The organism is Rhizobium sp. 21-4511-3d (genome assembly GCF_053522545.1).
Map to the genome: position 1 here is coordinate 82,554 of NZ_JBNWCF010000006.1, position 13,373 is coordinate 95,926.

Consider the following 13,373-nt stretch of genomic DNA (forward strand, 5'->3'; position numbering starts at 1 on the left):
CCCGCCGCTTCTCATTTCAGGGCAGGATTGCCGAGCACTTCGACGGCCTCGCCGGCGGACCGCATGCCGCTTTCCCATGCGCCATGCGCCGTCGAAAAATCCGTGCGGTGCGTCGCCTCGCCGGCAAAAAACAGCCGGTCGCCGACCGGCCGCGCCAGCACCTGCCTTTGGCTCGCCTGCCCGGGCAGGGCGTGGCTATAGGAGCCGCCGATCCAATCCGTCCGGCACCAGGACGATGCCGCAAGCGGCAGCAGATGTTTGCGGATGCCGCTTCCGAGCAGCGAAGAAAGCTGCTCCAGCGCGAAGGCGAAGGCATCGAGGAGACCGGCGCGCTCGATAACCACCGCACCCGTTCCGCCGAAGAAGCCTTCGAGCACCGGCCGCCCCAGCGGACGGATATAGTAGCTGCCGGTCTCCGGGTTCTGGGGATCACCAAGTAGATGCGTTTCCGCCTCAAAACCGTGATTTCCCTTGAGTTCGAAAAACAGCTTGTCGGCGAGACCAAGCGGCAGCTGGCTTGCGGCATGGAGGTGGTCGTCAGCTCCGGCGTCAAAGCCGATCGCCCCGCCCGCCAGCACATTGGTCGAAACCGTGACGATTGCCGCACGGGCTGCGATCGCACCTCGATCCGTTTCCAGCCTGACACCCTGTCCATCGAGGAGAATCCGCCGGACCGGCGTCGAGAGCCGAAGCTCGGCCTTCGGCATGGCCGCCGCAATCAGGCTTCCATAGCCTTCATGCACCCGCCAGTTCGCATTGGAGGCGGCATTGTCATAGGCGAGGAAATCGGTGATCGACAGCCGGTCGAGCGCCGCGCCGTTCATATAGCCACTGAGCGAATTGCAATAGGCATTCCATCGCCCGCCCGGCTCAAGAGCGTCGGAGGCCCGGTCACTCGCCGGAGGATCCGACTTCAAGCGCTCGTCCAGCGCATTCCAGGCGGCGTCCGCCGCCGCCTGATCGGCGGGCGGAAAACCGAGATCGCGCCATTGCGTCTTCCAGGCCGTCGGCCCCTGCTCGATGGTGAAATTGGCTTGCTTGCCGATCGTCACCAGCGGATTGCGCTCGGCGGAGTGCAGCCAGCCACAGCCCATGTCGAGCGGCATGCCGGCAAGCTCGATCGTCCAGGCACGCCCCCCGGCGCGGTCGCTCGCCTCCAGCAGCACCACGGAGCGGCCGGCGGCCACGAGCGTCCGCGCGGCAGCGATCCCTGCAGCCCCTGCACCGACAATCGCCACATCGTAATCCATCGCCGCTCCGCTTCTGCGAGATGCCATCGCCTTGATATGGTGCAAACTTTACATAGGAAGGCGACCGGCTTCAACGCAGCCAAAACGCTGCTACTATGCGCCATGACCTTCTTCGAAACGCTCGTCGCCCTGCTTGCGGTTGCCATCCTGCTCTTGCAGGTCACGCGGCGCATGCGCCTGCCCTATCCGGGCATCCTGGCCGCTGCCGGCGTCGGCGTCGCGATGCTGCCGGGCGCCCCGACGATCCCGATCGATCCGCCGACGGCGCTGGCATTGTTCATCGCCCCCGTGCTGATCGATTCCGCCTATGATTTCCCGCTCGGCGCGGCCAGGCGCATGCTGCTGCCGCTGTTTCTCTATGCCGTCGTCGCGATCTTGGTCACGACAGGCGTCGTCGTCACCATCAATGCCTTCACGATCGGCCTGCCGCTTGCAGTCGCCGTGACGCTCGGGGCGATCGTGGCACCGCCGGATGCGGCTGCCGCGACCGCCGTGCTCTCCAACCTGCCGGTGGCGCGGCGCGTCGATGCGCTGCTCAAGGGCGAGAGCCTGTTCAACGATGCGACGGCGCTCTTGCTGTTCGGCGCGGCGCTGACGGTTCAGGCGCGCGGCGGGCTCGATACGGAAACTGCCTTGCGGATCGGCTTTGCGGCACCGGGCGGCATCCTCTTCGGCATTGCCTTCGGCTTTCTCGTCTCGCGCCTCAGGCCGGTCACCGAAAACACCGTCGGCGGCACGCTTTTGCAATTCGTCTATGCCTTCGCGACATGGCTGATTGCCGAGCACCTGCATCTCTCCGCCGTGCTCGCCACAGTCGCCAGCGCCATGACGATCGCGACGCTGGCGACGGTCGAGGATTCGCCGCGGATGCGCGTCCATTCCTTCGCCGTCTGGACGACGGTCGTCTTTCTGCTCAACGTTGTCGCCTTCCTGCTGATGGGCCTGCAGGCGCGGCGCATCGTTGCGGCGATGTCGGCGGCGGATCTGGAGCGTGCGGTCAGCTTCGCCGCGATCGTCGTCGTCGCGATTATCGCGACACGGCTGGCGATGGCCTTCCTGTTCCATGCGCTCGTCGTCCACCGCCACCGGCGCGGCCATGTGCTGGCGCCCTTCAATCGCGGCGAGACGCTGCTGGTCGGCTGGGCCGGCATGCGCGGTCTGGTCACGCTCGCGACCGCCTTTGCCCTGCCCGCCGATTTTCCGGATCGCGATCTCGTCGTCCTCACCGCATTCTCGGTAGTGCTGGCGACGCTCGTCATCCAAGGTGCAACGCTGGCGCCAATGATCCACTTCCTGAAGCTCGGCCGTCAGGGCGAGGTGCAGGAAGAGCTGGAGGCCGCCCGCAAATCGCTGGCCGAGGCAGCACTTTCCCGGCTGGAACCGGAAACCGGCGCCGAGGCCGACGCCCTGCGCATCGTATACGAGGATCATCACGCCCGAGCATCCAGAATGCCTGACCGCCCGCCCTCCGACCGGCGCCGAAACCTGGCGATGGCGGTCGTCATCGCCCAGCGCCAACGTCTCGAAGAATTGCGCGATGCCGACCAGATCGGCCCGACGCAATATCTCGAGCTGCAGGAAGACCTCGACTGGAAGCAGCTCTCCGTCGGCACCGACGAAGAGCGGCGGATCACAGAGAGCTGACGCTCAGCCGGGTGACTGCACCTTGTAGCGCAATGCCACGACACCGTGCTCGCGCGCTTCGGCCGATTGCAGCGACAGCTGCGCCTTCCCTTTCAGCCCGCCTTCAAAGGCGATGATCGCCTGTCCGCCGGTGGCGTCGATAGCAGGCGCCACCAGCAGATAGATCTCGTCGACCAGACCTTCGGCAAGGAAGCTGCCATTGATGCCGGCCCCTCCCTCGAGCAGCAGGCGCTCGATGCCGAGCTCGCTATTCAGCGTCTGAAGCGCCGCCTTGAGATCGATCGCCGGACTATCGGAGACGATGTAGGAGATGCCGTCGCCCGCCAGTTCGGCCAGATGGCTGTCGCTGACGCCATTGCCGAGCAGCACGACGACATGGTCGCCGCCGATGTCAGGCGCCTTGAAATGCAGCTTCGCGCCGGGATCGACACCGATCGCATAGACCGGCGCATCCTTCCGGGCGAAATGGAACGGACGCTTGACGTCGCCGGCAACAGCCGGCGGATGAGGCGTGCCCTTCGCCATCTCCGCCATCGTGACGCGACCGACGAGCCAGGCATCGCCCCGCAGCGCCTCATGCGTCTCCTCATAGATCGACGACCACTCCTTGCGCCCGGCATCGGGATTGTCGGTCCAGGTGCTCGGGTGCAGGCCACCGTCTATGGAAGACATCATCAGGCAGGTCACATGCGGCTTCATCAGGTTTCCTCGATTCGAAAAGCGTTCGGGAAACGCCCGATAACGGCGAAAGTTCAGAGCCTTGGCGATCCCGGATATGATCCTAGCCGCTGGCGAGCTTGAACATCAAGGTGGTGCGCAGCTTCGCCGGATCGGGCTCATCGACGGGGTTGTTGTGATAGTGTTCCAGCCGGGCTGCGAAGCGATCTCCCTCCGACGTTTCCTCCATGTCCCAGGCAATGCCGCGCTCTTTTGCCCAACCGATCAGCATCGCCGTGACCTCATAGAGATCGTCATAGGGGCCGGTATAGGTCGTCTCGATATAGCGCCCACCCGGCAACTCGCCTTCCATCAACGCGCCGGACAGCGGGATGGCCGCATCCGTCGTCATTCCTATCTCGATCTCCAGGTCAGGCATGTCGATCAGGTCATATTTGATGAACTCCATTCCATCGGTGGCGACGCCGGCATTCGCGAATGCGGCGAACAATTCCCCGAAGGCGGGGCCGACGGCGTCTCCGAAAGGCATCGTAACCTTGCGGCGCACCGCGACATAGCGCTGCGGGTCGCGTTCAGTCTGGCGTGGCAGTGTGAGCATGACGTCCTCCTCTATTCCAGACAAGGACGACTGGTGCTGGCGCCATCCGACACGGGTGCCAGATTTTCTGCGCCGCTCACTCCTGCCCGTTTGCGAGCTTGCGGATCCGATCCGCGGTGGCGGGATCGACGGGATGATAGATCACCAGCCCGAGATCCGGCCGGCCATCGACGGAAAAGGCCGAATATTCGAGCTCGATCGGGCCGAGCTTCGGATGCTGCAGCCGCTTGACCCCGTCGCCATGGATGCGGACGTCGTTCTCCTTCCAGTGATGGGCGAAATCGGGGCTGGAGGCCGAAAGCTCTTCCACGAGACGGCTGACTTCCGAGCCCGCCCCGGCGCGCGCCACATCGGCGCGAAATGCCGCGACGACGAAGCCGGCGAGCGTCTGCCAATCGTGCTGCTTGGCGCGGATCGCCGGATTGGAGAAGATCAGCCGGAGGATATTGCGTTGATCCGGCGGGATTGTGCTGTAATCGGTCAGGACCACGGCGGCAGCCCGGTTCCAGGCGACCACATCCCACATCGCCGTCTTGATGAAGGCGGGGCTGGAATCGAGCGAGTCCAGCAGCCGCTGCAACCGCGGCGTCACACCTTCGACGGGCGTGTAGCGCACCTCCGGCGGGCGGCCGAGGCCTAGCATGAAGAGATGCTCGCGCTCCGGCTCGGTCAGCATCAGCCCGGCCGCAATCCGGTTCAGCACGTCGGCAGACGGCGCGCCGCCGCGCCCCTGCTCCAGCCAAGTGTACCATGTGGGGCTGATATTGGCGCGCTGCGCCACCTCCTCGCGGCGCAATCCCGGTGTGCGCCGGCGGCCGGAAAAGCCGAACGAGGCCGGGTCGAGCCGGGTGCGGCGATCCTTCAGAAAGGCCGCAAGCGAGCCTGCATTGTTGATCGGCATGGCGATCCTGTTAGCGATTATACTAGGATAACGTCACTACTTTAACAGGATGGATAGTAGCCGATAATGAGCGCAGATCAAACATGAGGAGACATGCTGTGCGCATTTTCTTGACAGGAGCAACCGGCTTCATCGGCTCGGCCATCGTGCCGGAACTCATCAGTGCCGGCCACGAGGTCGTCGGCCTGACGCGCTCCGATGACGGGGCGCGGGCGCTCGAAGCCGCGGGGGCAACCGCCTATTTCGGCACGCTGGAAGAACCCGACAGCCTGCGCCGCGGCGCGCTCGAAGCCGACGGCGTCATCCATACGGCCTTCGACCACGACTTCTCGCGCTTCGTCGCAAATTGCGAGAAGGACGGTCGTGTGATCGCGGCGCTCGGCGATGCCCTCGAAGGCTCCGACCGCCCGTTGCTGATCACATCAGGGACCGGCATGGGCAATGCCGAATTCGGCGAACTGGCGAGCGAAGACGTCTTCAACACCAGCCATCCCAACCCGCGCATTACCTCCGAGCTTGCCGGTCAAAAGCTGCTCGAAAAGGGCGTCAACGTCTCGGTGGTCCGGCTGCCGCAGGTGCATGATACGCGAAAGCAGGGCCTGATCACGCCACTGATCGAGATCGCCCGCGACAAAGGCTTTGCCGCCTATCTCGGCGAAGGCCGCAACCGCTGGCCGGCCGGCCATGTCTCGGATGTCGCGCGCCTCTATCGCCTCGCCGCAGAACGGGGCGAGCGCGGCGCACGCTATAATGCAGTCGCAGAGGAAGGCATCGATGCCCGCACCATCGCCGAAGCGCTCGGCCGCGGTCTCGGCATCCCGGTCAAATCGCTCACCGCAGAGGAGGCATCCGGCTATTTCGGATGGATGGCGATGTTCGCCGGCATGGACTTCCCGGCCTCGAGCGCCAGGACACGGGAAAAGCTTGACTGGCACCCATCCGGCCCCGGCCTGATCGCCGATCTCGATGCCATGAACTACAATTGAAGCTGATGCAGCCGGGCGTCAAAGCCCGGCTGCAGACTGCTATTGCGCGGGAACGCGCCAGACGGTGTTGCCGAAATCACTGGCAACCAGCAGCGCCCGGCGAATGGCGCGCAGCGACGCCTTGTAACGCTGAATTGGGATGCCTGAAGTTGAATATGTCATGGTCCTCGCCCGAGCGGGGCCCTGCCCGCCCGGATCAAACCTTACGCAATTCAATTTGTTCAGGCGTTCACGCGATTGAGACTAGAGCGCAGACGCCCGGGCCGGATGCCCGCGCCGCCAGTCTTCTGCCGCCTGCAGCGCGGTTGCGATCCGCTCGTCGCTGAACGGTTTGCCGACAACGGCGAAGGCGCCATCAAAACCTTGCGATACAGCCTGCGGCGCGCCCGTCACGAAGATGACGCTGATGCCGAAACGGTCGATCAGACGGCGCGCCAGTTGCGTTCCGCTCGTTCCATCGGACAAGCCCACATCCACAAGCGCCACATCCGCTCGCGGCGCAAAGGCCAGCGCCTGTTCGATGGTCGCCGCCGGACCAAGGGCGCGGTGGCCGCTTTCCGTGGTTATTCGTTCCAATTCGAGGGCGATGAAGCCCTCGTCTTCGACAATCAAAACGTTCATGTTCCTATCTCCTCGCGTCAGGAGGAGATTGCCCGCGCCGTCCGATTTTCAAGCGAGGCGATCGGGATTTTCGCGCAACATGAAATCTGATCGCATTTGCGCGATCAGGCCGTGCAATCCGGCCGCTGGCGTACCATATTAAAGGGTATGTCGATCCAGGTCACAAAACGCGAGAAGGAAATCCTCGAGCTGATGAGCGCCGGCAAGACCGCGCAGGAGATCGCCATGATTCTCGGCTGCTCCGTGCACACGGTGCGCACCCATATCGACGCGCTGAAGGACATTTTTGCTGTTTACAAGGACACCGCGCTCGTTGCGGCCGCCCTGCGCAAGGGCGTCATCGATTGACTTTCAGGCTGCCGCACTGAAAAGCATGCGGCTTCGTGCGTGGCCATCAGTTCGCCACGATGCGCTACTTTAGCTTCGCCTGTCTGCCCCAAAACGAGAATCATTGAATGAAAAATCTTACGAAAATCGGCCTCGGCCTGCTTCTGGCAGTGGCTGGCGTCGTCTCGACGTCGAGCATCGCTTCCGCGCAGTATTACGATCCCTATGACCGCCCGCCGCCGCCGCGTTTTGCGCCGCAGCCGGATTGGCGCCGCCCGCCGCCGCCCCCGCCGGGTTACGGCCGTCCGCCGCGCGGCTGCGATCCGCGCTGGGCTGAAGACAAGGCCCGTGATTTCGGCTTCCGCCGTGCACGCGTCGTCGACATCACGCCGCGCCGCGTCATCGTCCAGGGCTGGACGCGCCGCGGGCAGGATGAAATCAGCTTCGCCAATGTGCGCGGCTGCCCGGTTATCGGCCGTTAATTCTGAAATCGCTGACGTCCCACCGGGACGTCAGCCTCTCTTCAGGCCGAGGTGACGTCTTCGACGGCAAGACGTGCCAGTTCCAGAGCCGCCTCACGGGTCTTCGCCGCGGCGATGAACCGGCCCTTGTGGCAGAAGGTAGCGCCGACAACGCCGGACGCCTTTTCCAGCTCCGCATTCGAAAGTCCCGCCCATGCAGCCGGCAGATCGGCGCGCAGCTCGAAACCCTCGTCGGCACGGCGGATCCCGGTAACGCACCAGTCGTTTTCGCGGGGATGGACGACGAAGAGCAGATGCTCCGCGCCCGCCTTGATGATCGCCGGACGGAAGGGCATGCCCATCGGCAGTTCCAGAACGCGGTTGTCGCCCGTCGTCTTGATCGCTTCCAGCACCAGCGCCTCGGCGCGAAGCTTGGCATCCTGAACGCGGATGCCGCCTTCAACGAAGATCGCAGCAACGGCGAGCGCCGCATGGAACGCCCGCTCGTCGGCATCCTCGCCTCGCGCATCGAAAGACGGCTTCAGCGTGTCGAAAAGCGCAGGTAGCGTCAAACCGGCGAGTTCGCCGGCGATCGACGGGTCGATGGCGCCGTTATCGACGAGATCGATAGGCAGCACGAATTTCCGGTCGAAGGCCGCATGAACCGCAGCCGCCCGTTCGGCGGGAACGCCCAGTGCTGCAAGATAATCCATGCCGTACTGCCGCCAGATCAGGCCGAACGAGCTGAACGGCCGGCCATCTTCGCGCACCGGCGCGCCGCGCTGATGATGGTCGAAGATGCGAAGCTCGGGATCGAAGGCGCCGCCGACGTCATAGACGATGCGATCGGCTGCCGGTGCAATCCATTCCGGGCTGCGCGACCGCACGATCTTTGCTGCAGGAAACAGCTTCGTCAGCACGACGCTCGACATCAGCTCGTCGGCATGGAAGCCGCCGGAATGGGTGACCAGAAATTCAATGTTCACGTGAAGACCTTCGACAGGGAGATGTTGCCTGAGCCAATAGCCGCAGAGCGCCTGAAGCTCAATCGCTATCCGCCCACTCTCTGGCGGATCGGTACCGATTCCGGCATAGTCCTGATATCAGCAGTCGCCGGAGGCGCGTTTGGTCGAGAAAATATCGAAGATTTCCGCATCCGCGGCGCCGATCGCAACGCGCATCGAACACAGCATTTCGGTGGCAGAACCCGAAATCGCATGGGCAGCGCGCCGTCAGGCGGAAATCGATGAGGGACTTGAGGACCGCAGGAAGTCAGGCGAGCACCCGCATCCGGAAAGTAATGCCGAAGACGCCGGCAGCCGCCATCTCGATCTGCATCACTCCGAAAGCGCTGAGCAGACCAACGACGCCGAGAAGCTGTCGGGCGAGAGCGAGCGCATCGGCACCGGCAATCTTGATGAAGAAGACGTGCCATTCGGCGAGCATTCCGGCTACATCTGAAAGACTGGCCTGAGTCGCAGCGATGCGCGCCTCAGGCCCTGATATCACTTCGCCTCGGCGACGGCCTCGCCGGGCTCCTCTTCCACCGGCCGCGCCTTGAACACGCGACGGACGGTGACGAAGAGCAGCGGGATGAAGAAGACGCCGATGACGGTGGCCGAAATCATGCCGCCCATGACGCCGATACCGATCGAGTTCTGGCTGCCCGAGCCCGCACCGCTTGCCACCGCCAGCGGCAAGACGCCGAGGATGAAGGCGAGCGAGGTCATCAGGATCGGCCGCAGGCGCTGGCGCGCCGCCTCGACCGTGGCGGTAACCAGATCCTTGCCGGACTTCTGCTGATCGATCGCGAATTCGACGATCAGGATCGCATTCTTCGCCGCAAGGCCGATCGTCGTCAGCAGGCCCACCTTGAAGTAAACGTCGTTGTTCTGCCCGAAGAGCAGCGCCGCGGCGAGAGCGCCGAAGACGCCGATCGGAACGGAGAGCATGACCGCAAACGGGATCGCCCAGCTTTCATAGAGTGCGGCGAGCGCTAGGAAGACCACGAGGATCGAGATCGCGTAGAGCTGTGCTGCCTGGTTGCCGGAGAGACGTTCCTGCGCCGAAAGGCCGGTCCACTCATGGGTGAAGCCACCCGGCAGCTGGCCGACGATCGCGTCGATCTCGTTCATCGCGTCACCTGATGATACGCCCGGTGCCGCAGCCCCCTGGATTTCGACGGCGGACGAGCCGTTATAGCGCTCCAGGCGTGGCGAGCCGAACTTCCAGTGGCCGTCGGCGAAGGCCGAGAACGGCACCATCTCGCCATCGGAATTCTTCACATACCAGCGGTCGAAATCCTCCGGCTGCATGCGGAACGCCTTGTCGGCCTGGACATAGACCTTCTTGACGCGGCCGCGGTCGATGAAGTCGTTGACGTAATTGCCGCCCCAGGCGGTCGACAGCGTCGTGTCGATATCCGAGAGGTTGAGGTTGAGCGCACTCGCCTTTTCCTGGTCGATATCGACGGAATATTGCGGCGAATCCTCCTGGCCGTTCGGGCGCGTGCCGACAAGCTTGTTGCTCTTGCCCGCAGCAGCGAGAAGCTGGTTGCGCACCTGGATGAGCTGCTGGTGGCCGGCGCCGTTCATGTCCTTCAGATAGAAATCGAAGCCGGCATTGTTGCCGAAGCCAGGGATGGCCGGCGGCGACAGGGCGAAGACATTGGCGTCCTTGATCTTGGAGAATGCTCCCATCGCTCGCTGCGCAATGGCCTGAGCCTTCGCCTGCGGCGTCGTTCGCTGGTCGAAATCCTTGAGCTTGACGAAGGCGAGGCCGACATTCTGCCCCTGCCCGCCGAAGCCGAAGCCGACGACGGCCATGACGCCGGTGACGTAATCCTTCTCATCGTTGAGATAGTGGTCCGTCACCTGCTTTAGCACCTTCTGTGTGCGGTCGGCCGTGGCGCCGACAGGCAGCTGGACGCTGGTGATCAGGATGCCCTGGTCTTCATCCGGCAGGAACGAGCTCGGCAGTCGGGTGAAGAGATAGCCGGTTGCGACAGCAATCAGCAGGAACATGCCGATGAAGATGCCGGACCGGCGGATGATGCCACTGACGCTCCGCTGGTAGCCGCGGGTGCCGCGGTCAAAATTGCGGTTGAAGAAGCCGAAGACGCCGCGGCTCTTGGCGCCGTGCTTCGGCTTCTTGAGGATCGTTGCGCAAAGCGCCGGCGTCAGGATCAGGGCGACGACGACCGACAGCAGCATGGCCGACACGATCGTCACCGAGAACTGCCGGTAGATGACGCCGACCGAGCCCGAGAAGAAGGCCATCGGGATGAACACCGCCGAAAGCACGGTGGCGATGCCGATCAGCGCACCGGTGATTTCCTCCATCGACTTGATGGTCGCCTCGCGCGGCGAAAGTCCCTCTTCCTCCATCACGCGCTCGACATTCTCGACGACGACGATCGCGTCATCGACCAGAAGACCGATTGCCAGCACCATGCCGAACATCGTCAGCGTATTGATCGAGTAGCCGAAGAAGGCGAGCACGCCGAAGGTGCCGAGCAGGACGACCGGAACGGCAAGCGTCGGAATGAGCGTCGCGCGGAAACTCTGCAGGAAGACGAACATGACGATGAAGACGAGAACGATCGCTTCAACCAGCGTCTTCACCACGTCTTCGATCGACAGCTTGACGAAGGGCGTCGTGTCATAGGGATAAACGACCTCGACATTCGGCGGCAGCGTGCCGCGCAGCGTCTCGACCGTCGACTGAACCGCCTCAGCCGTATCGATGGCGTTGGCGCCGGAGGCGAGGTTGATCGCCAGGCCGGCGGCCGGATTGCCGTTATAGGTCGAAAAGCTCGAGTAGCTCTCGGCGCCGAGCTCGACGGTCGCGACGTCGTTCAGCCGCACCAGCGAACCGCTGCTGGCGCTCTTCAGGATGATGTTCTGAAACTGCTCGGGCGTCTGCAAGCGGCTCTTTGCCGTCACCGTCGCATTGAGCTGCTGGCCCTTGCGCTGCGGCAGCGCACCGAGCTGGCCGGCGGCGACCTGGGTATTCTGCGCCTCGATCGCGTTCGTCACATCGCTGACCATCAGCGAGTATTTCGCGAGCTTGTCCGGATCGACCCAGATGCGCATCGCGTAACCGGAGCCGAAGAGCTGCGTGTCGCCGACGCCGGGAACGCGCTTCAGCGTGTCGTTCAGCGAGCTGTTGACGTAGTCGGCCAGGTCGGTCGATGTCAGCTTGCCGTCCATCGAGACGAAGCCGATGACCATCAGGAAGTTCGAGGTCGACTTCGTTACCGTCAGGCCGGTGTTCTGAACGCTCTGCGGCAGCTGCGCCTCGACGAGCTGCAGCTTGTTCTGCACCTGCATCTGCGCAACGTCGGGGTTGGCGGCGCTGGTGAAGGTCAGCGAGATCGACGCCTGACCGGTCGATTGCGAGGTCGAGGTCATGTAGTCGAGATTGTCGATCCCGGTCATGCCCTGTTCGATGACCTTGGTGACGGAGTTTTCGACCGTTTCGGCGTCGGCGCCCGGATAGGTGCCGGAGATGCGCACGGTGGTCGGGGCGATCTGCGGATATTGCGAGATCGACAGTGTCGTGATCGACAGGATGCCGGCAAGCATGATGACGATGGCGATGACCCAGGCAAAGACCGGCCTGGCAATAAAGAACCGGGACACGGGCTTACCTCACTTCGTTACGGGCGTGTTCGCCGCTTCCTTGACCGGGGCAGCCTCGGCCGCATCGGCCTGCTTGATCTCGCCGGTCGCGTCGTCGAGCGTCACGTCGTCGACCTTGACGTCCTGGCCGTCCCTGACGCGCTGGATGCCCTCGACGATGACGCGGTCGCCATCATTGATGCCGCCGGCCACCAGCCAGCTATTGCCGATGCTGCGCTGAACGCTGAGCGTCCGCCGCTGCACCTTGCCGTCCGTGGAAACGAACATTGCCGTCGGATCGCCCTTGGTGTCGCGGGTGACCGCACGCTGCGGCACGAGGAAGCTGTTGGGCGCCACGCCCTCTTCGATCGTTGCGCGCACATACATGCCGGGCAGCAGCAGCCGGTCGGGATTGGGGAAGGTCGCGCGCGCCGTCACGGTTCCCAGCGTCTGCGAGACGGAGGATTCGAGGAATTCGAACTTGCCGGGCTTGTCGTATTTCGAGCCGTCCTCGAGCTTGACGTTGACAGAGACATTGTCGCCCGTCGTCTTGATCCGCCCATCCGCGATCGACTTGCGCAGGGCGAGAAGATTGGTGCTCGATTGCGTGACGTCGACATTGATCGGGTCGAGCTGGTTGATGGTCGCGAGCGCCGTCGTCTGCTCGGCGGTGACGAGTGCACCGACCGTGACAGCCGATGCGTCGATGCGGCCACCGATCGGCGCACGGATCTTCGTATAGCCAAGATTGATGCGCGCGGTCTCGAGGGCAGCGCGCGCCGAGGCGACATCGGCGAGAGCCTGCGCCAGCGTCGAGCGGGCGTCGTCGAGATCCTGCTTGCTGACCGCGGCCTGCGATGTCAGGCCCTGATAGCGATCGACCTTCGCCTGAGCGCTCGGAACCGCACCTTCGGCCTTCTGAAGCGTGGCGACGGAGCTGTCAAAGGCTGCCTGGTAGGGGCTCGGCTCGATTTCGTAGAGAACGTCGCCGGCATTGACCTCGCTGCCCTCCTTGAAATTACGGGCGCGGATGATGCCGCCGACCTGGGGGCGGACCTCGGCGATCAGCGATGCGGCGGTGCGGCCCGGCACTTCGGCGGTGATCGTCACCGATTGCGGACGCAGCGTCACGGCGCTGACCTGCGGCTTGGCATCGGCGGCGGCCTTCTGCTGCTGCGGCGCCTGCTCGTTGCAGGATGCGAGCGCAAGCGTGAGCGCGGTGGCATAACCAAGGTTCGCAAGCCATCTGGTCTTGGCGATAGGCATTCAAGGCTCCTGTGTCGCC

General features: G+C 63.9%; 14 protein-coding genes. 5 read left to right on the top strand and 9 right to left on the bottom strand.

The window, feature by feature from the left end:
* Positions 1–11: 11 nt before the first annotated feature.
* A complete protein-coding gene (locus ACQZ5H_RS14785; protein ID WP_449098152.1) occupies positions 12–1,250 on the bottom strand; it encodes a flavin monoamine oxidase family protein in 1,239 nt (412 codons plus the stop codon).
* 102 nt (positions 1,251–1,352) lie between these two features.
* On the opposite strand from ACQZ5H_RS14785, the gene ACQZ5H_RS14790 reads away from it, so the two are divergent.
* A complete protein-coding gene (locus ACQZ5H_RS14790; protein ID WP_449098153.1) occupies positions 1,353–2,894 on the top strand; it encodes a cation:proton antiporter in 1,542 nt (513 codons plus the stop codon).
* 3 nt (positions 2,895–2,897) lie between these two features.
* Here the strand turns inward: ACQZ5H_RS14790 and ACQZ5H_RS14795 are convergent, their stop codons facing one another.
* The 3 genes from ACQZ5H_RS14795 to ACQZ5H_RS14805 all read right to left on the bottom strand — a co-directional run bounded on the left by ACQZ5H_RS14795 (position 2,898) and on the right by ACQZ5H_RS14805 (position 5,071).
* Positions 2,898–3,593, bottom strand: coding sequence for a RibD family protein (locus ACQZ5H_RS14795; protein ID WP_449098154.1), 696 nt, complete (start codon positions 3,591–3,593; stop codon positions 2,898–2,900).
* Positions 3,594–3,675: 82 nt separating this feature from the next.
* Entirely contained in the window at positions 3,676–4,170 is a 495-nt protein-coding gene (locus ACQZ5H_RS14800) for a GyrI-like domain-containing protein (RefSeq protein WP_449098155.1), read from the bottom strand.
* A 76-nt stretch (positions 4,171–4,246) separates the two neighbouring features.
* Positions 4,247–5,071, bottom strand: a complete 825-nt coding sequence (locus ACQZ5H_RS14805; protein ID WP_449098156.1) for a helix-turn-helix transcriptional regulator — start codon at positions 5,069–5,071, stop codon at positions 4,247–4,249.
* 98 nt (positions 5,072–5,169) lie between these two features.
* On the opposite strand from ACQZ5H_RS14805, the gene ACQZ5H_RS14810 reads away from it, so the two are divergent.
* Entirely contained in the window at positions 5,170–6,057 is an 888-nt protein-coding gene (locus ACQZ5H_RS14810) for an SDR family oxidoreductase (protein WP_449098157.1), read from the top strand.
* A 39-nt stretch (positions 6,058–6,096) separates the two neighbouring features.
* Here ACQZ5H_RS14810 and ACQZ5H_RS14815 read toward each other — a convergent pair whose 3' ends face one another.
* Together ACQZ5H_RS14815 and ACQZ5H_RS14820 are read right to left on the bottom strand one after the other, a co-directional pair.
* The gene (locus ACQZ5H_RS14815) at positions 6,097–6,219 is read right to left on the bottom strand and encodes a hypothetical protein (RefSeq protein ID WP_449098158.1); all 123 of its coding nucleotides are present in this window, start codon (positions 6,217–6,219) and stop codon (positions 6,097–6,099) included.
* An 81-nt stretch (positions 6,220–6,300) separates the two neighbouring features.
* Positions 6,301–6,678 (bottom strand): response regulator, encoded by a 378-nt coding sequence (locus tag ACQZ5H_RS14820; protein WP_112711070.1) that lies wholly within the window; start codon positions 6,676–6,678, stop codon positions 6,301–6,303.
* Positions 6,679–6,825: 147 nt separating this feature from the next.
* Between ACQZ5H_RS14820 and ACQZ5H_RS14825 the strand changes: the two genes are divergently transcribed.
* The gene (locus tag ACQZ5H_RS14825) at positions 6,826–7,026 is read left to right on the top strand and encodes a response regulator transcription factor (protein WP_112711071.1); all 201 of its coding nucleotides are present in this window, start codon (positions 6,826–6,828) and stop codon (positions 7,024–7,026) included.
* 107 nt (positions 7,027–7,133) lie between these two features.
* Positions 7,134–7,487, top strand: a complete 354-nt coding sequence (locus tag ACQZ5H_RS14830; protein WP_449098159.1) for a hypothetical protein — start codon at positions 7,134–7,136, stop codon at positions 7,485–7,487.
* 41 nt (positions 7,488–7,528) lie between these two features.
* On the opposite strand, the gene ACQZ5H_RS14835 is transcribed toward ACQZ5H_RS14830, so the two are convergent.
* A complete protein-coding gene (locus tag ACQZ5H_RS14835) occupies positions 7,529–8,452 on the bottom strand; it encodes an MYG1 family protein (RefSeq protein ID WP_449098160.1) in 924 nt (307 codons plus the stop codon).
* Between the two features lie 139 nt (positions 8,453–8,591).
* Here ACQZ5H_RS14835 and ACQZ5H_RS14840 point away from each other — a divergent pair, with 139 nt between their 5' ends.
* Positions 8,592–8,927, top strand: coding sequence for a hypothetical protein (locus ACQZ5H_RS14840; RefSeq protein ID WP_449098161.1), 336 nt, complete (start codon positions 8,592–8,594; stop codon positions 8,925–8,927).
* A gap of 44 nt (positions 8,928–8,971) precedes the next feature.
* Here ACQZ5H_RS14840 and ACQZ5H_RS14845 read toward each other — a convergent pair whose 3' ends face one another.
* Together ACQZ5H_RS14845 and ACQZ5H_RS14850 are read right to left on the bottom strand one after the other, a co-directional pair.
* On the bottom strand, positions 8,972–12,109 hold the full coding sequence (locus ACQZ5H_RS14845; protein ID WP_449098162.1) for an efflux RND transporter permease subunit: 3,138 nt from the start codon (positions 12,107–12,109) through the stop codon (positions 8,972–8,974).
* A 9-nt stretch (positions 12,110–12,118) separates the two neighbouring features.
* Positions 12,119–13,354: an efflux RND transporter periplasmic adaptor subunit gene (locus ACQZ5H_RS14850; protein ID WP_203430756.1), complete on the bottom strand. Its 1,236-nt coding sequence runs from the start codon at positions 13,352–13,354 to the stop codon at positions 12,119–12,121.
* Positions 13,355–13,373: the final 19 nt, after the last annotated feature.